The organism is Actinosynnema sp. CA-299493 (genome assembly GCF_050946825.1).
Classification (GTDB): domain Bacteria; phylum Actinomycetota; class Actinomycetes; order Mycobacteriales; family Pseudonocardiaceae; genus Actinosynnema.
On record NZ_CP191993.1, the window covers coordinates 542427 to 561324 of the forward strand.

Below are 18898 nucleotides of genomic sequence, written 5' to 3' on the forward strand. Positions count from 1 at the left end.
AAGCTTGGCACAGCGCATAGGGTGCGAACCGTGCCGTTGACCGTGGGTTTCGACCTGGACATGACGTTGATCGATCCCAGGCCCGGCATGGCCGCGGTGATGGACGCGGTCGCGGCGGAGAGCGGCTACCCGCTGGACGGCGCGCACTTCGCGGCCAACCTCGGCCCGCCCCTGGACATGATCTTCCGCGACTTCGGCGTGCCGGAAGAGGACGTCCCGAGGCTGATCGCCCGGTTCCGCGGGCTGTACCCGGAGGTCGTCATCCCGGCCACGGTCGCCCTGCCGGGCGCCGCGCAAGCGCTTGCGGTGGTGCGTGAGCTGGGCGGGACGACGATCGTGGTCACCGGCAAGTACCGGGCCAACGCGGCGCTGCACCTGGCGGCGTTGGACTGGGAGGTGGACCACTTGTTCGGGGAGCTGTGGTCGACCGGCAAGGCCGAGGCGCTGAAGGCGCACGGCGCGGCGGCGTACGTGGGCGACCACGTGGGTGACGTGCGCGGCGCGAAGGCGGCCGGCGCGGTGGCGGTCGGTGTGGTGAGCGGGCCGTGCGACGCCGGGGAGCTGACGGCCGAGGGCGCGGACGTGGTGCTGGCGGACCTGACGGAGTTCCCGGGGTGGCTGCGGGCGAACGCCGACCGGTTGCTCAGCGTCGGGGCCGAGGTCGGGCGTTCCGCACCGCGCTGAACACGGCCAGCGCGAGACCCGCGGGGGCGAGCAGCCAGCCGGCGGCGAACACCCAGGCGGGCAGGCCGCGTTCGCCGGCGACGAACATCGCGACGATGGCCGCCACGCCGAGCGCGAACAACGCCACTGCCAGCGGCATCAGCTTCGAGGACGACATGGGTGGAGCGTAGTCGCGGGCGCAGTCGCGCGATCGGAGGTGCCCCGGTGGTGGTGTTCTGGATAGTCTGGTGGGACGCGCCTTGGGCAGGCCCCGGGGCGCGTTCGTCGTGTGATCGCACAAGGATTGGTGGGAACGGTGCCGACCGGCAAGGTCAAGTGGTACGACTCGGAGAAGGGCTTCGGCTTCGTCACACAGGACGGTGGCGAAGACGTCTACGTGCGGAAATCCGCGCTGCCTCCGGGTGTCGAGGGCTTGAAGGCCGGTCAGCGGATCGAGTTCGGCATGGCCGAGGGCAGGCGCGGTCCACAGGCGCTGTCGGTCCGGCTGGTCGACCCGGCGCCGTCGGTGGCCGAGGCCCGTCGTCGGCCCGCGGAGGAGCTGCACGGCCTGATCGAGGACATGATCAAGCTGTTGGAGACGAAGGTGCAGCCCGAGCTGCGGCGGGGGCGGTACCCGGAGCGGAAGAACACGAAGTTGATCGCTGATGTGGTTCGGGCGGTGGCGCGGGAGTTGGACCCGTAAAGCGGAAGCGGAGCGGGGAGCGGGAGCGGAGCGGGGAGCGGGGAGCGGCTGTTCGTGCGGGCCGGCTCGATGTGACATGGGGCCCTTACGGGCACTCCAGGCAGGCCAAAGCCGGCAGGCCCGGCGGGGAAGAGCGTCCCGCCAAGCCTGCCGGCTTCGACCAGCCTAAAGCACCCGAACCCATGTCAAATCGGGCCTCGGTGGGGGTGTGGCGGGTCCGTTGTGGTGGGTGTTGGTGGGATAGGCGGGGGTCAGTGGGGGTGCGTCAGTTGGCGCGGTCGTCGATGGAGAGGATCCAGGTGCCCCGGGCGACGAAGTCGAACGCGCCGGTGGTGCTGGACTCGATCCGTGCGCCGTACTGCTGGACCTCGACGCTTTCCAGCTGGTCGTCGGGGTTCGGGAGCACGAGGGTGTAGGCGTACTTCGGGTCGCGTTCGGTGAAGAGCTTGCTGCGCAGTGGTTCCTGGGGTTGGCCCTGGGCGTTGCGGTAGGTGAACTTCACCGACCAGGCGGTGTCGGCGAGGTCGCCCGGCACGGAGATCTGGACCGGCTTGCCCGGGCGGACGCGCAGCACGCCGACCGCGTCCGGGGCGACGTCGCAGTTCTCCGATCGCAGGTCGCAGTACTGGGACGGCCCGACGTTGATCGTCTTGCCGTCGGCGTGGAACGTCACCTCGGGATCGGTGGGCGCCGCCGCGCAACCGGCCAGGACCAAGAGCGACACGGGGATCAGGAGTCGGCGCACGGCGGTCGAGCCTACGTGCCCGGCCTGGGCACGACGGGTGCGGGCCGCAGTGGGCGGTCGCCGCCCAGGCCAGGGATGAGGGTCGTGCCCCGCTTGGTCTGGACGGTCTGCGCCAGGCCGACCGCGAGCAGGACGGCCATGACGGTGAAGCCGATCCAGTACTCGGTCGGCAGGAGCACGCCGAGCGCGCCGCCGAAGACCCAGCCCAGTTGCAGGATGGTCTCAGACCGGCCGAACGCGGACGCGCGGGACTCGTCCGGGACGTCGTCCTGGATGACCGCGTCCAGGGACACCTTGGCCAGCGAGCTGGCGGTGGCGCCGACCAGGCCGACGACGGCGGCCGTGACCAGGCCGGGGAGGACGGCGGCCAGGACGACGGTGACCAGCGTGCCGACGAGGCAGCCGATGACCACCTGGTCCGGGGCGCCGAAGTGCAGTCGCGCGCCGATGGCGTTGCCGAGGAAGCTGCCGACGCCGGCCGCCGCGGCGATCACGCCCAGCAGCAGCAACTGCATGAACGCGTCGCCCTCGGTCTGGGCGCGGACCACGAACGCGGCGAACAGCATCAGGAAACCGGTCAGCATGCGGATCGAGCCGTTGGCCCAGAGGCCGACCACGACCGTGCGGCCGAGCGGTTGTCGTTTCGGCTTCTGCGGCTTGGCGCGGAGCGAGGTGGGGACCTCACCCTCGGTGACCTCGACCCACGACGGGATGCGCAGGCAGTAGTAGGCGTTGGCCAGGCAGAGGACGGCGGTGAACCAGAGCGCGCCCGGTGAGCCGAAGAGGTTCGCGAAGCCCGCTGCGACGGCGCCGAACACACCGCCGGCGGCCAGGCCGAACACGGTCATCCGGGCGTTGGTCTTGGACAGGGTTATCTCACGGGGCAGCACGCGCGGTGTTATCGCGGCCTTGAGGACCGTGAACGACTTGGACAGGACCATGCTGCCCAGCGCCGCCGGGTAGAGGCCCCAGTTGTCGAAGTTCAGCGCCATCGCGATGGACAGGAAGACGCGCAGGGCGCAGGCCGCGGCCAGCGCTATCCGCCTGCCGTGCTGGATGCGGTCGAGAGCGGGGCCGATGACGGGCGCCACCAGGGCGAACGGCGCGACGGTGATCAACAGGTAGAGCGCGACCTTGCTCCGGCTCTCACCGGACGCGGCGGAGAAGAACAAGGTGTTGGCCAGGGCGACCGCCATCGCCGCGTCGGCCGCGTAGTTCAGCATCACCGCGTAGGTGAGGGACGACAGGCCGGACTGCTTGGCGCCGTCGGCGTGCGCGGCCTTGCGGAAGGCGGCCAGGGCCTGGCTGCTGAGCTGCCTGGTGCGGAACCACGCCACGCGGGTGACGGTCAGCTTCCTCGGCGGGGTGGGGATGGTCGGCTTGTCGGCCTCGGGGTCCGCCTGGGGTGGGGCGAAGCGGGCGGATTCGCGTTCGTCCCGGGACGGGGGTGGGTCGGGTGGCGGTGGCGAGCCCGGGGTCGGGTACGGCCGGGTGCGCGGCTTGTACTCGTCGTCCTCCCACGGGTACCGCCGCGACTGGTCTTCCGGCCGAGGGGGTGTCACGCGCTCAATCCTGCCTCACCCGGTGCGGCCTGTCTCAGACATTGCCGCCGGTGAGCACGGTGGCGATCGTCTCGCCCGGGATGTCGGCCGCGGCGATGGCGGCCAGGCCGATGGCGCCCGCCGGTTCGAGCACGAGGCCGAGCGTGGTCCGGGCCAGCGCCATCGCGTCTCGAATGGCGTCGTCGGGGACCAGGAGCATGTCGTCCACGAGGGCCCGGAGCCGCGGGATGGCGGCGGGCACGGGCACGCGGACGGCGATCCCGTCGGCGATGGTGTCGATGGGCGTGTCGGCCACCGGGCGGCCCGCCCAGGCGCGCGCCACGGCCGGCGCGCCCTCGGCGCAGACACCGACGACGCGGGTGTCCGGGGAGTGCTCCTTGATCCAGCGGGCCATGCCGGTGATCAGCGCGCCGTCGCCGACGGGCACCACCGCGGTGTCGAACCGGCCGGCGCGGAGGAGTTCGACGGCGATGCTGCCCGCGCCCTCGGTGACGGCGACGTCGCGGCCGTCCTCGACGAAGATCGCGCCGACGCGCTGGGCGTGGTCGCGGGCGGCGTCCTTGGCGGCGGTGAAGTCGCCCGGGACCTCGACCACGGACGCGCCGAGGGACTTCATCCGGCGGACCTTGTCGCGGACGGCGGACCGCGAGACGAAGACCTCGACCGGGAAGCCCCGGCTGCGGCCGACGTAGGCCACGGCCTGGCCGAAGTTGCCCGCCGACGCGCACACCACCGGGCGTCCCGGCGGCAGGGTCGCGCCCATGAAGTCCGCGCCCCGGCCCTTGAAGCTGCGCAGCGGGTTGACCGTCTCGACCTTGATCAGCACCCGCCGGCCCAGGGCGGTGCAGAGCTGCTCGTCGACGTACTGGGGCGTGCCGCGGAAGACGGGGTCGATGGTCTCGGCGGCGCGGGCGATGTTGTCGAGGTCGATGTCCACGCCCGAGACGGTAGGTCACTACCGGGTGAACCGGATCCGGAAGATCGTCGGCCAGTTCTTCCCCGTCACGAGGAACTCGTCGGTGCCCGGCACGGCCGCGATGCCGTTGAGCACGTCGGACACCGGCACGCCGGCCGGCCGCAGCCCGCCGAGGTCGACGGTGGCGGTGACCCGGCCGTCCGCCGGGTCGATGCGCACCACCTCGTCGGTCTGCCACACGTTGGCCCACACCTGGCCGTCGACGCACTCCAGCTCGTTGAGCCGCGTGACCGGCCGCCCGTCGCGGCGGACGGCGACCGCGCCCGTCTCGGCGAAGGACGTCGGGTCGCGGAACGCCAGCTCGTCGCTGCCGTCGCTCATCACCAGCCGGCCGCCGTCGCGGCACAGCCCCCAGCCCTCGCCTTCGTACGTGACGCGTCTCACTTCTTCGAGCGTGTCGCGGTCCCGCTCGATGGCCACGCCATCCCTCCAGGTGAGCTGCCAGATCCGGTCGCCGACGACCGTGATGCCCTCGCCGAAGAGGGGTTCGGGCAGGTCGACCCGCTGTTCCAGCTCGCCGGAGGAGGGGTCGAGCCGGCGCAGCGAGGACTGTCCCTCCAGGCCGGTGCCCTCGTAGAGGACGCCGTCCACGAGTTCCAGGCCCTGCGTGAACGCGCCCGGGTCGTGGGGCAGCGTGCCCAGCACCTCGAACCGGGTCGGACCACCCGTCGGACCGCTCGGCGGGGTGGCGCACGCCGCCGACAGAACGAAGAGCGCCACCATCAGGAGCCATCGCACGTCCGAAAGGGTGGCACGTGTGCACGGCGAGGCGCGGACGTGCGGCACAATTCATCCCGTGACCGCCACGCCGACCCGCCAGCCCGATCCAGCGCTCGCCGACCCAGCGGCAGTCCGGCTCGCCCGAGCCGCCGCGCAAGAGGAGGCGGGCGCGGAGCGCGTCGGCGACCACGTGGGGACCGTCGCCGAGGACCCGGTGTCCGCGACCCACCTGTTCGAGGCCGACCACGCGGGCTACCAGGGCTGGAACTGGGCCGTCACGGTCGCGTTCGCCGGACCCGGCACGCCGCTGTCGGTGAGCGAGGTCGTGCTGCTGCCCGGCGACGACGCGCTGGTCGCGCCCGAGTGGGTGCCGTGGCACGAGCGGGTGCGCGCGGGCGACCTCGGTGTCGGCGACCTGCTGCCCACGCCCGAGGACGACCCGCGCCTCGCGCCGGGCTACGTCGGCTCGGACGACCCGGCGGTCGAGGAGGTCGCCCTGGAGGTCGGGCTCGGTCGCGTGCGGGTGCTGTCGCGGGAGGGCGTGCTCGACGCCGCCCAGCGCTGGCACGGCGGCGACTTCGGGCCGCGCAGCGAGATGGCCCGCAGCGCGCCCGCCCACTGCGGCACGTGCGGCTTCTACACCCGGATCGCCGGGTCGCTCGGCGCCGCCTTCGGGGTGTGCGCGAACGAGATGACGCCGGCCGACGGCCAGGTCGTGCACGTGGAGTACGGGTGCGGCGCGCACTCCGAGGTCGAGGTCGAGGGCGGCCCGCTGGTGCCGGTCGCCGAGGTCGTCTACGACGACGCGGTGCTCGACGTCGAGGCCAACGCCGAGAGCGGGAAGTGAGCGCGGACCCGTTCGGCACCGAGGCGCTGCGCGAGTCGGTGCTGGCGGCGTGGCGCGGCTCGCCCACGCGGTTCCGCGAGGACGCCAACGCCGAGGAGGACCTCAGGCTCGGCGGGTACCGCGACCGGCTGCTGGTGGAGCTGGCGCAGAACGCCTCCGACGCGGCCGGTGACGCGCCCGGCGTGCTGCGACTGTCCGTCGTGGACGGTGAGCTGCGCGCGGCGAACACCGGCGCGCCCCTGGACGCGGCGGGTGTGACGGCGCTGGCGTCGTTGCGCGCGTCCTCGAAGACCGCCGACACGGTCGGGCAGTTCGGCGTGGGCTTCGCGGCCGTGCTGGCGGTGACCGACGAACCCCGGGTCGTGTCGCGCAGCGGCGCGGTGGCGTTCTCCGCCTCCCGCACGCGCGAGGCGGTGCCGTCGCTGGCGTCCGCGCGCGGCGGTGACGTGCCGGTGCTGCGGTTGGTGTGGCCGTCGGACGAGTCGGACGTGCCGGACGGGTTCGACACCGAGGTGCGGCTGCCGTTGAAGGCCGCGGACGGCCCCGCGCTGCTGGCCGAGTTCGCGGTGCAGGTGCCGGACCTGCTGCTGGCGCTGCCGGGGCTGCGGCGGGTCGAGGTCGGCGCGGAGGCGTGGGAGCGGTCCGAGGACGACGGCGTGGTGGTGCTCACCGGGCCCGGCGGCGCGCAGCGGTGGCTGGTGCACCGGGTCGGCGGCGAACTGCCCGAGGCGCTGGTCGCCGGGGTCGAGTCGCGCCCGCAGTGGTCGGTGTGCTGGGCGTGGCCGATGGACGAACCCCTGTCCGGCGACGTGCTGCACGCACCGACGCCCACGGACGAGAAGCTCTCGCTGCCCGCCCGGCTGATCGCGACCCTGCCGGTGGAGCCGTCGCGGCGGCGCGTGCTGGCGGGCGCGGCGGCGACGTTCGTGCTGGAGGAGGCCGCGGCGGCGTACCCGGAGCTGGTGGCGAAGCTGCCGGCGGTCGAGCGGACGTCGCTGGTGCCGCTGCCCGGGTTCCCCCTGTCCGAAGTGGACGACCGGCTGCGCACCGGTGTGCTGGCGGCCCTGCGGTCGGCCTCGTGGCTGCCGCTGGCGGACGGCGAGTGGGCCGCGCCGGCCACCGCGAAGGTGCTGGACCTGGCGTCGTTCGAGCTGGTCGAGCTGCTGGAGGACGTCATCCCCGGCCTGCTGGACCACGAGCTGACGCTGCCACCGCACGCGAAGGCGCTGGCGGCCCTGGAAGTGCCGCGGCTCGGTGTGTCCGAAGTGGTCTCCGCGCTGGCCGGCGTCGGCGGCGACCCGACGTGGTGGCACCAGGTGTACGACGCGCTGTCACCGGTCGCGGACGTCGACTCCACCGCGCGCGAGGCGATGGGCAGCCTGCCCGTGCCGCTGGTGGACGGCAGGCTGGTGAGCAGCCCGCGCGGGGTGCTCGTGGGCACGGACACGGAGCTGTTCTCGGTGCCCGGGCTGCGGATCGCGCACCCCGAGGCGGTGCACCCGCTGCTGCTGCGACTGGGCGCGACCGAGGCCGGTCCGGCGGAGCTGCTGGACTCCGACGCCGTGCGCGAAGCCGTGCACCGCAGCCTGGACGACCCCGCCTTGGACGGTCCCGAGCTGGTGCGGACCGTGCTGCGGCTGGTGTCGCGGGCCGGTGGGCGGCCGTGGCTCGCGGAGCTGGCGCTGCCGTCGGCGGACGGTGAGTGGCGGCGCGCGGACGAGCTCGTGCTGCCGGACTCGGCGCTGCTGGCCGTGCTGGAGCCCGACGCGCCGTTCGGCGTGCTCGACGCCGAGGTGGCGGCCGAGTGGCCCCGTTCGGTGCTGGCGGACGTCGGCGTGATCGACGGGTTCACCGTGGTGGAGGACGACTCGCCCACCGAACCCGACCACGACCTGGCCGACGAGGGCTACTGGTGGGACGCGTTCGACGTGCCGCCGACGCGGGTGCTCGGCATCCGCGACCTGGACCTCGTGGCGCGGGACAAGTGGCCTCAGGCGTTGGCGATGATGGCCGCCGACCCCGTGGCGTGGCGGGCGGTGAGCGAGCCGGACGGCTACACGGGCTGGTGGCTGGCCCGGTACGCGACGATCGAGGGCGTGCCGCTCGGGTCGTGGCGGCTGCCGGACGCGGACGCGTTGGAGGGCCTGTACGACGTCGTGCCGTCGATCGGCCTGCCGCCGCACGTGCTGGCGGCGGCCGGGGTGCGCACGTCGTTGAGCGTGGTGGACTCCGACGACGTCACGGATCTGATCGCGCGGCTGGGTGACCCTTCGCGCAAGCTGTCCGACGCCCTGGTGCTGCGGGTGCACGCGGAGTTGGCCGAGGTGGCGGACTCGGTGAGCGTGGAGCCGCCGGACCGGGTGCGGGTGCTGACCGGCGCCGCTTCGCCTGCTGACGACGTGCTGGTGCTGGACCTGCCGTGGCTGCTCGGCGTGCTGCCGCCGGCCCAGGTGCTGGCGTCGTCCGGCGCGGCGGCCGAGCTGGCCGAACTGCTGGCGCTGCCGTTGGCGTCGGAGGAGGTGTCCGGCGCGGTGGTCGGCGAGGGCGACGAGGTGGTCTGGTCGGAGCTGGGCGCGGTGCGGTTGGCGTGCGACCTGCTCGGGGTGGAGCTGCCGGTCGGTTCGCTGGTCGTGCACGACGACCTGGTGGTGGCGGCGGAGGGTGCGGAGCACTCGGTGTCGTGGTGGGTGGACGAGGAGGTCGTGCACGCCGCCGACACGCCCGAGGGCTTGGCGCGTGCGCTGGCGTGGACCACGGGCCGCTGGGATGATCGGCACACGTTCGCCGCCCTGATCACCGACCCGACACCTGCCGTCCTGCTGGGCTGACCACCCGGCCTGCCCCCGACCGCCGAGATCACCCGATCGTGCAAGCGGCTCCGGGGATGAATGGAAATCCCGGATTTGTTGCCGGAAAAGAGGGAGGCGCGGCGCTTCGGCCCCCAGTGTCAGCCGAGCCGTCCGCGTCGTCCGAGCCCTCCGAGCCCTCCGCGTCGTCTCGGACCTCGGTCGGTGCCAGCCGCGAGAGTGGGTCGCGGCAGCCGAGGCGCGGTGGGTCCAGGGGCGGCCGGTGCCAGCGGGCGGCGGATGCCGGCGGGGGACGGACCGCGTCGGCAGGGGACGGGTGGTGTCGGTCGCCGGGTGGCGTCAGTCGGTGGCGGCCCGGGTGGACTGTGTCCGGAGTGGGCTGTGCCAGCCGGGTGGTGCCGGTGGTGCCGGCGAGGGTGGTGCCAGCCAGGCAGCCAGGCACGATCGGTCCTCGGTCCTCGGTCCCCGGTCCCCGGTCCCCGGTGCCTGAGATGTCCGGTGCCTGAGATGTCCGGTCCGTGGTCCGTGGTCGGTGCCGGGTCCGCTCCGGGCGGGGTGGGGCGGCGGTGTCGGCGGTGGGTGGGGCGGCCTGTCAGCGGTGGGTGGTGCGGGGGTGGGTGGTGTTCACTCCAGGCCTTGGCCCTGCTGGGCGGTGCGGCTGCCTCGGCGGGCGGCGGATCGTTGCCAGGTGAACAGGCCGTAGCCGGTGAGTCCCAGCAGGCCGCCGCACAGGCACGTCCAGAGCAGGACCGCGTCGTCCCGCGCGAACAGCAGCACCCCGACCAGCGCGAGCAGCCACAGGGCCGTCCCGGCCACGATCGCGGGCACGGGGTCGGCCAGGCGTGGGGGGAGCGGGGGTGGGGGAGGGAGGGGTGTCGAGTCCTGTTCGGCCACGTCGGGCAGGCTACCCGCCTGAAACACGAGTAGGGCACGCTCTGCCTGCTCCGCACCACCGATCGAGGAGATGAGATGGCCACCGCCGAGACACCCGCCGCTCAGACGCCGCCGACGCCGCCGCCGACCCCGCCGACGTCGCCCCGGTCCAAGCTGGACGGGTTCTTCAAGATCTCCGAACGCGGCTCCTCGGTCGGCCGGGAGGTGCGCGGTGGGCTCGTCACGTTCGTGACCATGGCCTACATCGTCGTGCTGAACCCGCTGATCCTGGGCAGCTTCGCCGCCGACGACCCCTCCGCGAAGGTCGACGTGCTCGGCAACATCCTCACCATCCCGCAGGTCGCGGCGGTGACGGCGCTGGTCGCGGGGGTGATGACGATCCTCTTCGGACTCGTCGCCAACTACCCGTTCGCGCTGGCCACGGGCTTGGGCATCAACTCGTTCGTGGCCGTCACGATCGTGCCGCAGATGTCGTGGCCCGAAGCGATGGGCCTGGTCGTGGTCAACGGCCTGGTGGTCCTGCTGCTGGTCGTCACCGGCGTCCGCACGGCCGTGTTCAACGCGGTCCCGGCGGAGCTGAAGGCGGCCATCGCGGTCGGCATCGGGTTGTTCATCTGCTTCATCGGCCTGGTCGACGCCGGGTTCGTGCGCCGGGTGCCGGACGCGGCGGGCACCACCGTGCCGGTCGGGCTCGGCATCAACGGGTCCATCGCGTCGTGGCCCACCTTCGTCTTCGTGGTCGGCCTGGTGGTCACCGGCATCCTGGTCGCGCGCAAGGTCAAGGGCGCGATCCTGATCGGCGTGCTGGCGGCGACCGTGCTGTCCATCGTGATCGAGGCGATCGTCAAGGCGGGCCCGTCGAAGGGCACCAACCCGGCCGGCTGGAACCTCGGCTACCCCGGCCTGCCGGAGCAGGTGTTCGGGCTGCCCGACCTCTCGCTGCTGGGCGACGTGTCGTTCGGCGCGTGGACGCGGGTGCCGGCGCTGACCGCCGCGCTGCTGGTGTTCACCCTGGTGCTCACCGACTTCTTCGACACCGTCGGCACGATGACCGGCCTGGGCAAGGAAGCCGGGGTCATCGGCAAGGACGGTCAGCTGCCGGGCGTGTCGAAGGCGTTGTTCGTGGACGGCGTGGGCGCGGTCGCGGGTGGTGCGGCGTCCTCGTCGTCCAACACCGTCTTCATCGAATCGGCGTCCGGCATCGCGGAGGGCGCGCGGACCGGGCTGGCGAACATCGTCACCGGCCTGCTGTTCCTCGCCGCCATGTTCCTCACCCCGCTGTACGCGGTGGTGCCGATCGAGGCGGCGGCGCCCGCGCTGGTCGTCGTCGGCGCGCTGATGATCATGCAGATCAAGGAGATCGACTTCGCCGACTTCTCGGTCGGCCTGCCCGCGTTCCTCACCATCGTGATCATGCCGTTCACGTACTCGATCGCGAACGGCATCGGCGCGGGCTTCGTCAGCTACGTGGTGTTGCGGGCGCTCACCGGGCGTGCGCGCAGCGTGCACCCGCTGATGTGGATCGTCGCGGCGGCCTTCGTCGTCTACTTCGCGATCGGACCGATCCAGGCCGCTCTCGCGAGCTGAGATGGGCAACTTCACAGGGACGGGTGCCGAGATCGTGAGGTATGCTAACTACGTGGTGGAGACCGAGGCTGAAGCGGGACTGGCGAGTCGGCTGCGACTGGCCGTCGTCCGGCTCAACCGCAGGCTCCGCGCGCAGCGGGTGAACTCCGCGATCTCGCTCACCCAGGTGTCCGCGCTGTCGACGTTGCACAAGTGCGGACCCCTGACGCCGGGCGAGCTGGCCGCCAAGGAAGGCGTCCAGCCACCGTCGATGACCAGGGTGATAGCCGCCCTGGAGGAGTACGGGTTCGCCACGCGCCGCCCCCACCCCACCGACGGCCGGCAGGCCATCGTGGAGCTGAGCGAGACGGGGCTGAGCTACATCAACGAAGAGGTGTCCGCGCGGGAAGCCTGGCTGGACAAGCGGTTGGCCGAGCTGACACCCGAGGACCGGGGCGCGCTGTCGCGCGCCGCCGAGATCATCGACAGGATGGCGGGGCAGTAACGAAGTGCCGGCGTACGCGGGTGGGGCAGAGACGGACCAGGTCGAACGCAACCCAGCCGCACCCCCGCCACGTCGTCGCATGTTCGGCTCGCTCCGCGTCCGCAACTACCGCCTCTACGCCTCCGGCCAGGTCGTCTCGCTCGTCGGGCTGTGGATGCAGCGCGTCGCGCAGGACTGGCTGGTGCTGGAGCTGTCCGACGGCTCCCCGGTCGCCCTGGGCATCGCGGCGGCGCTCCAGTTCGCGCCCACGTTGCTGCTGTCGCTGTGGGCGGGCGTGCTCGCCGACCGGATGGACAAGCGCAAGCTGCTGCTGGTGCTGGAGACCGGTCTCGGGCTCTGCGCGCTGACGCTCGGCCTGCTCGACGTCACCGGCGTGGTCCAGCTGTGGCACGTCTACCTGCTGTGCCTGCTGCTCGGCGCGGTGTCCGCGGTGGAGACGCCGGTGCGGCAGAGCTTCGTGGTCGAGATGGTCGGCCGCGACCAGCTCACCAACGCGGTGGCGCTGAACGCCATGACGTTCAACCTGGCCCGGATGGTCGGACCGGCCGTCGCCGGCGTGATGATCATCTTCGTGGGCACCGGCTGGGTGTTCCTGATCAACGCGATCAGCTTCCTCGGCGTGCTGGCCGGGCTGCTGCTGATGCGTGCCGCCGAACTGCACCGCGGCGACCCCGTGCCGCGCGAGAAGGGCCAGCTGCGGGAAGGCCTGCGGTACGTGCGCAAGCGCCCGGACCTGGTGATCCTGCTGTTCCTGGTGTTCTTCATCAGCACGTTCGGGCTGAACTTCTACGTCACGCTGGCCGTGCTGGCGCGCAACACGTTCGGCGGCGACGCGTCCGCCTACGGCCTGCTGTCCACGATGTTGGCGGTCGGCACGCTGGCGGGCGCCACGTTGGCCGCGAAGCGCAGTGCGAAGGGCAAGCCGCGGCTGCGGCTGCTGATCATCGGAGCCCTGGCGTTCGGCGTGCTGGAGATCGTCGCCGGCATCCTGCCCACGATGTGGCTGACCGGCGCCGCGCTGATCCCGCTCGGCATCGCCATGATGACGTTCACCACGACCGCCAACGCGACCGTGCAGCTGGGCGTGTCGCCCGCGATGCGCGGCCGGGTCATGGGCCTCTACATGCTGGTGTTCCTGGGCGGCAACCCGGTGGGCGGCCCGGTGATGGGCTGGCTGGCCGAACACTTCACCGCCCGCGCGCCACTGGTCGTCGGCGGCGTGGTGTCGATCCTGGCGGCCGTGGTCGGCGGGGTCGTGCTGGCCCGGCGGGGTGGCGTGAAGCTGCCCGCGCACCGCTTGGGCCTGCGCCGTCGCGCACGCGTCTGACCGGTCCGACAATGGGCGCGTGGTCATCGCGACGGACTGGGTCCGGCTGCTCGTCGTCTGCCTGATCTTCACCGGCGTCGCGGGCGCCGTGCTGTGGTGGGCGCGGTTGGCGTCGCCCCGGCCCGTGGTCCGGGCGGCCGTGCGGGCGACGGCGCAGCTGGCCGCGGTGTCGGCGGTGATCGCGGTGGTGCTGGCGTCGTTGCCGTTGACGGCGGCGTTCCTGGTGGTGATGGCGGTCGTGGCGACGGGGACGTCGGCGGCGCGCACGAAGACCGGGCGGCGTGGTGCGTGGGTGGGCGCGGCGATCCTCGGCGGGACGGTGCCGGCGCTCGTGGCGCTGGTGGTGAGCGGTCTGGTGCCGTTGCGGGGGATCGCGCTGGTGCCGGTCGGCGGGATCCTGATCGGTGGGGCGATGACGGCCACGACGTTGTCCGTGCGGCGGACGCTGGACACGTTGCGGGACCGGCACGGCGAGTTCGAGGCGGCGTTGGCGCTGGGGTTCACCGAGCCGGTGGCGGTGCGGGAGCTGGTGCGGGGACCGGCTGCGGAGGCGTTGGTGCCGGCGTTGGACCAGACCCGGACGGTCGGCTTGGTGACGTTGCCCGGCGCGTTCGTGGGGATGCTGCTGGGCGGCGCGCCGGTGTGGCAGGCGGGCGCGTTGCAGCTCGTCGTGCTGCTGGGGCTGCTGGCGGTCGAGGCGGTGGCGATCGCGGTGGTCGTGGAACTCGTCGCCCGCGGCCTGGTGCGCAGGACTGGTGTGGTCGGTGAAGTTAGGCTAACCTAAGGCTCGTCGCTTCGTGGTGGGAGCGGCAGTCAGTTCGGGAACAGACGAGGCCCCGCCTCCCGGTCGTACCGCCGGGTGGGTGGGGCCTCGTCGTATCGGTGGGCGGGGCCTCGTCGTGCGTCGGGGGCGGCGGAAAGTCGGGTGCCGACGGCGGGCGGGCGTGCCACGATCGGGCGGTGTTGACAGCCCGGAACGTCACGCTGTCGTTCGGTCCGCGGACCGTGCTCTCGGAGGTGGATCTCGATGTTCCCGCAGGTGAACGCGTAGGGCTGGTCGCGCCCAACGGCGTCGGGAAGTCGACGTTGCTGCGGGTGTTGGCCGGTGAGCTGACGCCCGACTCCGGCGTGGTGACCGTGCGCGGCGCCGTCGCGCACCTCACCCAGGAGACGGAGATCCGGCCGGGCGAGTCGTTGCGCGACCACCTGGCCCGGCGCACGGGGGTGGCGGCGGCGCAGCGCGCGTTCGAGGCGGCGACCGAGGCGTTGAGCGAGGGCGCGGCGGGGTCGGAGGACGCTTACGCGCGGGCGTTCGACGGGTGGACCGCGTCCGGCGCGGCGGACTTCGCGGAACGCGCGGAGGAGGTGTGCGAACGGCTCGGGCTGCCGGCGACGTTGCTGGACGAGCGCGGGTCGGACGAGGGCGGGTCGGGGTTCGTCGAGCTGTCCGGCGGGCAGGCGGCGCGGCTGCGACTGGCGGCCGTGCTGCTGACGACGGCCGACGTGCTGCTGCTCGACGAGCCGACCAACGACCTCGACCTGGCCGGGCTGGAGGTCCTGGAGTCGCACGTGCTGCGCAGCCGTGCCGGGATGGTCCTGGTCAGCCACGACCGCGAGTTCCTGGCCCGCACCACGACCGCCATCGCCGAGCTGGACGAGTTCAGCCACGGCGTGACCGTGTTCGGCGGCGGGTGGGACGCGTACGTGCGGGAGCAGGCCCGTGCGCGGGAGCGGGCGTGGGAGGAGTACGGGGCGTTCGCGGCGAAGCGTGACGCGTTGGCGCAGCGGGCGCGGCAGACGAGGGAGTGGTCGCGGCAGGGCGTGCGGCGCAACGCGAAGTCGGACGAGAGCGACAAGAACATCAAGGCCGCCCGCAAGCAGGGCGCGGAGAACCTGACCGCCAAGGCGTCCGTCGTGGACCGTCGGCTGGCGCGGCTGGAGGAGGTCGAGGAGCCGCGTGAGCCGTGGGAGTTGCGGTTGACGTTGCCCGGCGCGGGGCGGGGCGGTCAGGTCGCGTTCACGTTGCGCGGGGCGGTGGTGCGTCGGGGCGACGTCACGCTCGGGCCGGTCGACCTCACGATCGGCGCGGGGGAGCGGTGGCGGATCACGGGGCCGAACGGGTCGGGGAAGTCGACGTTGCTGGGGGCGCTGCTGGGCCGGTTGCCGTTGGCGTCGGGTGAGCGGAGCCGGGGACCGGGGGTGGTGGTGGGTGAGGTCGACCAGGTGCGCGCGGACTTCGCCGTGTCGTCGTCGGTGCTGGAGGTGGTGACCGGGATGACCGGGTTGGCGGACGTGGAGGCGCGGACGTTGCTGGCGAAGTTCCGGGTGGGCGCGGACGCCGTGCTGCGACCGGCCCGTTCGCTCTCGCCGGGTGAGCGGACCAGGGCCGGGTTGGCGGTGCTCCAGGCCAGGGGGACGACGTGCCTGGTGCTGGACGAGCCGACCAACCACTTGGACGTGGCGGCCATCGAGCAGTTGGAACAGGCGCTGGAGGGTTACGGGGGCACGCTGCTGCTCGTCACCCACGACCGGCGGATGGCGTCGGCTGTGGGGGTTGACCACACCTTGGACGTGCGGACCCTGGCAAGATAGGCGCATGGGCACCGAGGAGGACTGGCCGATCGAGCAGACGTGGTCTCTGCGCAACACGCATTGGCACGCGTATGTGGAGCACACGTCCCTCGACCACGCCTCCCCGCGCGCCGAGCGGTTGGAGCGCACGCCGGAGGAGGTCCTGAGCACGCCGACGGAGGTCGCCGCGTGGTTGGAGATCAACCTGCGCAGCGCGACCAAGCCCGAGGAGGCCGGGAAGAAGCGCACGAAGGACGAGCGGGACTTCTCCGACTCGAACCGGGTGCACACGTCGCTGGCGTCGGCGGGCGAGAGCATCTACACGGGCGTGAAGGGCATGCTGACCCTGGCGGTCGAGGCGGTGACCCCCGACGAGTGCCGCAGCTCCCACGACGGCGCCGACGTCGCCCCACTGAAGTCCGGCCGCCGCCGCTGATGAAATCAGGCCGCCGCCGCTGACCTGGGGTAATGTGGTCGTGCGGCGCTGAGGCGGGCACCGTGAAGATCACCTGAACGAGCTAACCGCGTGCGTTCGGGGATCAATGGAAACGCCGAAAGCGTTGCCGGAAGAATGAAGGCGCGGCGCTCGGCCTCAACCCTGCGCCGGGCTCCATGCCGAACGGTGCGCCATGACGAGGCCATGGTCGAGGTCGACGTGGTGATCGACGCGGGCGTGGGCGGGGGCGTGGGCGGGGGCATGGACGCGGGGCGAGGCGGGAACGCGGGAACGCGGGAACGCGGGAACGCGGGAACGCGGGAACGCGGGAACGCGGGAACGCGGGCGAGCTCACCACCAGCGTCCTGTGGTGGCGTGGTCGGTGGCGGTGTGCTCGACGCGTGCCGTCGTGTGACGCGCCGTCCAAGCGGGCTCCGGGTAGCTGTCCGCGCCGTCCAGCCCCGCCCGCCCCGCCTCGCTCCGCCCAGGTCCGCTGTGGTGAGGTCGGCTCCGCGGAGGTTCGCGACGATCAGGATCGCTTCGCCGAGGCGCGCGCCGGTCAGGTCGACCTCGGTCAGGTCCGCGTAGTCCGCCTGCGCGCGGGTGAGATCGGTCCACTTCAGCGTGGCCCGCGTGAGGTTCGCCGTTCGCAGGTCCGCGCCGACGAAGTCGCCATGCACAAGGCAGGCGCCGCGCAGGTCCAGGTCGCCCGCGGCGGGGGTGTGGCGTCGTGGGTGTGGTCGCGGGTGGTCAGCCGGGTGGTCAGCACGGTGAAGGCGGCTTGGACGTCCGGCGCCATCCGATCGGGGAGGTGGTTGTCGGTGGTGGGGTCGAGGCGGTGGGTGGTGAAGGTGCGGTGGGTGGTGGAGCTGATGAAAGTACTCAGGCGTTGACGATGGTGGGTTGGTCGCGAGGCGAGTCGGCGGCGAGGCGTTGCAGGACGGTGTGGGTGCCCGCCGCGCGAACGAAGCGCGGCGGGCACTGGTGTCACAGGCCCACGGGCCAGGTGTGGACCGGTTCGCCGGCGTGGGACAGTTCGACGTAGCGGCCCAGCATCGCGCTCAGCGCGGTGTCGCGGTCGGCGCCGCGGTCCTCCAGCAGCGCCACCGTCTCGCGTTGCCACTGGGAGCCCGTGCGCCGCGCCAGGCACCGGGCCTCGATCACGCCCAGGTAGCGCTCGCGCGCCTCGTCGGACACGCCGCACGCCCGCAGCCCTTCGTGGGCCAGGGGCAGCAGCCGGCGCAGGACGAGCTCGTCCGGCGGCACCCAACCGATGCCCGGCCAGTACAGCTGCGAGCCCATCCCGTGCCGCGACCCGGCGTACAGGTTCTCCTCGGCCGCGTGGAACGACATTTGGGTCCACAAAGGACGTTCCAGGGTGGTCAGGGCTCGTTGCGCGCCGTAGAAGAACGCCGCGTTCGCCATCGTGTCGAGCACCGTCGGCCCGGCCGGCAGGACGCGGTTCTCCACCCGCAGGTGCGGCACGTCGTCCACCACGTCGTACACCGGCCGGTTCCAGCGCCACACGGTCCCGTTGTGCAGCCGCAACTCCGTCAACGACGGCGTCCCACCGGCACCGAGCACGTCCAACGGGTCCTCGTCGCCGGTCTCCGGCAGCAGCGCCGGGAAGTACCGCACGTTCTCCTCGAACAAGTCGAAGATCGACGTGATCCACCGCTCGCCGAACCACACCCGAGGCCGGACGCCCTGGTTCTTCAGCTCCTGCGACCGCGTGTCCGTGGCCTGGAGGAACAGCGGCACGCGGGTCTCGTGCCACAACGCCCGCCCGAGCAGGAACGGCGAGTTCGCCGCGATCGCCACCTGCACGCCGGCCAACGCCTGCGCCGCGTTCCAGTGCGCCGCGAAGTCGTCCGGCGCCACCTGGAGGTGCAGCTGCACGGACGTGCAAGCCGCCTCCGGCATGATGGACTCGGCGTAGCTGGACAACCGCTCGCCCGCCCGCCCCGGCAGGGGCGAGCCCTCCATCGACAGCACGACCTCCTCACCGCGCGCGGCGAGGATCTGGTCGTTCAACGTCGTGTACCGCGCCTGCTGCGACAGCCACCGCCGGTCGAAGTGCTCGTGCCGCAACGTCGGCAGCACCCCGATCATCACGATCGACGTGCCGGCGTCGTGCGCCTTCTCGTCCGCCGCCGCGAGCGTGGAGACCAGCTCGCGCTCCAGGTCCAGCGTCTCGTCACCGGCCAGCTCGCGCGGCGGGACGTTGACCTCCAGGTTGTGCTGACCGAGCTCCAGCGTGAACGACGGGTCGTCGATCTTCTCCAGCACCTCGGAGTTGGCCATCGCGGGCCGACCGACGCCGTCGACCAGGTTCAGCTCGATCTCCAGCCCCATCTGCTGCCTCGGGAAGGAGAAGCTCTCCTCCGCCAGCATGGTCCCCAGCGCGTCCATGCACCGCTGCATGCGCTGGCGGTAGCGCCGGCGGTCCTCTCTGGTGAACGTCCGACTGGACACATCCGTACCCATGCCGCCTCCCAATCGGTAGGGCTGCTCCGGCGGGCTTAGCGGAGGCCAACCGTGACACAGCGAGCATCTGCCCGCCAGCGCCCAAATCG

At 72.5% G+C, this 18898-nt stretch carries 19 protein-coding genes; 11 read left to right on the forward strand and 8 right to left on the reverse strand.

The window, feature by feature from the left end; genetic code table 11:
- Nucleotides 1–30: 30 nt before the first annotated feature.
- A complete protein-coding gene (locus ACQPYE_RS02695) occupies nt 31–684 on the forward strand; it encodes an HAD family hydrolase (RefSeq protein WP_498718940.1) in 654 nt (217 codons plus the stop codon).
- On the opposite strand, the gene ACQPYE_RS02700 is transcribed toward ACQPYE_RS02695, so the two are convergent.
- Complete coding sequence (locus ACQPYE_RS02700; RefSeq protein ID WP_498718941.1) at nt 644–841, reverse strand: hypothetical protein; 198 nt, start codon at nt 839–841, stop codon at nt 644–646. The genes ACQPYE_RS02695 and ACQPYE_RS02700 overlap by 41 nt on opposite strands.
- Nucleotides 842–979: 138 nt before the next feature.
- On the opposite strand from ACQPYE_RS02700, the gene ACQPYE_RS02705 reads away from it, so the two are divergent.
- Nucleotides 980–1366, forward strand: coding sequence for a cold-shock protein (locus ACQPYE_RS02705; RefSeq protein WP_498722825.1), 387 nt, complete (start codon nt 980–982; stop codon nt 1364–1366).
- A gap of 265 nt (nt 1367–1631) precedes the next feature.
- Here ACQPYE_RS02705 and ACQPYE_RS02710 read toward each other — a convergent pair whose 3' ends face one another.
- The 4 genes from ACQPYE_RS02710 to ACQPYE_RS02725 are packed head-to-tail and all read right to left on the reverse strand — an operon-like array spanning nt 1632 to nt 5387.
- On the reverse strand, nt 1632–2111 hold the full coding sequence (locus tag ACQPYE_RS02710; protein WP_498718942.1) for a DUF2771 family protein: 480 nt from the start codon (nt 2109–2111) through the stop codon (nt 1632–1634).
- A gap of 11 nt (nt 2112–2122) precedes the next feature.
- Nucleotides 2123–3673: an MFS transporter gene (locus tag ACQPYE_RS02715; RefSeq protein ID WP_498718943.1), complete on the reverse strand. Its 1551-nt coding sequence runs from the start codon at nt 3671–3673 to the stop codon at nt 2123–2125.
- A gap of 34 nt (nt 3674–3707) precedes the next feature.
- On the reverse strand, nt 3708–4610 hold the full coding sequence (locus ACQPYE_RS02720; protein ID WP_498718944.1) for a threonine ammonia-lyase: 903 nt from the start codon (nt 4608–4610) through the stop codon (nt 3708–3710).
- 18 nt (nt 4611–4628) lie between these two features.
- On the reverse strand, nt 4629–5387 hold the full coding sequence (locus tag ACQPYE_RS02725; RefSeq protein ID WP_498718945.1) for a glutaminyl-peptide cyclotransferase: 759 nt from the start codon (nt 5385–5387) through the stop codon (nt 4629–4631).
- Between the two features lie 58 nt (nt 5388–5445).
- Between ACQPYE_RS02725 and ACQPYE_RS02730 the strand changes: the two genes are divergently transcribed.
- Together ACQPYE_RS02730 and ACQPYE_RS02735 are read left to right on the forward strand one after the other, a co-directional pair.
- Complete coding sequence (locus ACQPYE_RS02730; protein ID WP_498718946.1) at nt 5446–6216, forward strand: DUF3027 domain-containing protein; 771 nt, start codon at nt 5446–5448, stop codon at nt 6214–6216.
- Nucleotides 6213–9044 carry a sacsin N-terminal ATP-binding-like domain-containing protein gene (locus ACQPYE_RS02735; RefSeq protein ID WP_498718947.1) on the forward strand — a complete coding sequence of 944 codons (2832 nt, stop codon included), beginning with the start codon at nt 6213–6215 and terminating at the stop codon, nt 9042–9044. Before ACQPYE_RS02730 ends, ACQPYE_RS02735 begins: the two co-directional genes overlap by 4 nt.
- Before the next feature lie 603 nt (nt 9045–9647).
- Here the strand turns inward: ACQPYE_RS02735 and ACQPYE_RS02740 are convergent.
- Nucleotides 9648–9917: a DUF2530 domain-containing protein gene (locus ACQPYE_RS02740; protein WP_498718948.1), complete on the reverse strand. Its 270-nt coding sequence runs from the start codon at nt 9915–9917 to the stop codon at nt 9648–9650.
- A 75-nt stretch (nt 9918–9992) separates the two neighbouring features.
- Here ACQPYE_RS02740 and ACQPYE_RS02745 point away from each other — a divergent pair, with 75 nt between their 5' ends.
- The 6 genes from ACQPYE_RS02745 to ACQPYE_RS02770 all read left to right on the forward strand — a co-directional run bounded on the left by ACQPYE_RS02745 (nt 9993) and on the right by ACQPYE_RS02770 (nt 16322).
- Nucleotides 9993–11504: an NCS2 family permease gene (locus tag ACQPYE_RS02745; protein ID WP_498718949.1), complete on the forward strand. Its 1512-nt coding sequence runs from the start codon at nt 9993–9995 to the stop codon at nt 11502–11504.
- Between the two features lie 34 nt (nt 11505–11538).
- Nucleotides 11539–11988 (forward strand): MarR family winged helix-turn-helix transcriptional regulator, encoded by a 450-nt coding sequence (locus ACQPYE_RS02750; RefSeq protein ID WP_498718950.1) that lies wholly within the window; start codon nt 11539–11541, stop codon nt 11986–11988.
- Between the two features lie 79 nt (nt 11989–12067).
- Nucleotides 12068–13315, forward strand: coding sequence for an MFS transporter (locus ACQPYE_RS02755; protein WP_498718951.1), 1248 nt, complete (start codon nt 12068–12070; stop codon nt 13313–13315).
- A gap of 19 nt (nt 13316–13334) precedes the next feature.
- On the forward strand, nt 13335–14099 hold the full coding sequence (locus ACQPYE_RS02760) for an ABC transporter permease (RefSeq protein ID WP_498718952.1): 765 nt from the start codon (nt 13335–13337) through the stop codon (nt 14097–14099).
- Between the two features lie 176 nt (nt 14100–14275).
- Nucleotides 14276–15907: an ABC-F family ATP-binding cassette domain-containing protein gene (locus tag ACQPYE_RS02765; protein WP_498718953.1), complete on the forward strand. Its 1632-nt coding sequence runs from the start codon at nt 14276–14278 to the stop codon at nt 15905–15907.
- Nucleotides 15908–15911: 4 nt separating this feature from the next.
- Nucleotides 15912–16322, forward strand: coding sequence for a hypothetical protein (locus ACQPYE_RS02770; protein WP_498718954.1), 411 nt, complete (start codon nt 15912–15914; stop codon nt 16320–16322).
- Nucleotides 16323–16327: 5 nt separating this feature from the next.
- Here the strand turns inward: ACQPYE_RS02770 and ACQPYE_RS02775 are convergent, their stop codons facing one another.
- The gene (locus ACQPYE_RS02775; protein ID WP_498718955.1) at nt 16328–17002 is read right to left on the reverse strand and encodes a pentapeptide repeat-containing protein; all 675 of its coding nucleotides are present in this window, start codon (nt 17000–17002) and stop codon (nt 16328–16330) included.
- Here ACQPYE_RS02775 and ACQPYE_RS02780 point away from each other — a divergent pair.
- On the forward strand, nt 16997–17215 hold the full coding sequence (locus tag ACQPYE_RS02780; protein WP_498718956.1) for a hypothetical protein: 219 nt from the start codon (nt 16997–16999) through the stop codon (nt 17213–17215). The two genes, ACQPYE_RS02775 and ACQPYE_RS02780, sit on opposite strands and share 6 nt — an antisense overlap.
- A 94-nt stretch (nt 17216–17309) precedes the next feature.
- On the opposite strand, the gene ACQPYE_RS02785 is transcribed toward ACQPYE_RS02780, so the two are convergent.
- The gene (locus ACQPYE_RS02785) at nt 17310–18809 is read right to left on the reverse strand and encodes a glutamate-cysteine ligase family protein (protein WP_498718957.1); all 1500 of its coding nucleotides are present in this window, start codon (nt 18807–18809) and stop codon (nt 17310–17312) included.
- Between the last annotated feature and the right edge of the window lie 89 nt (nt 18810–18898).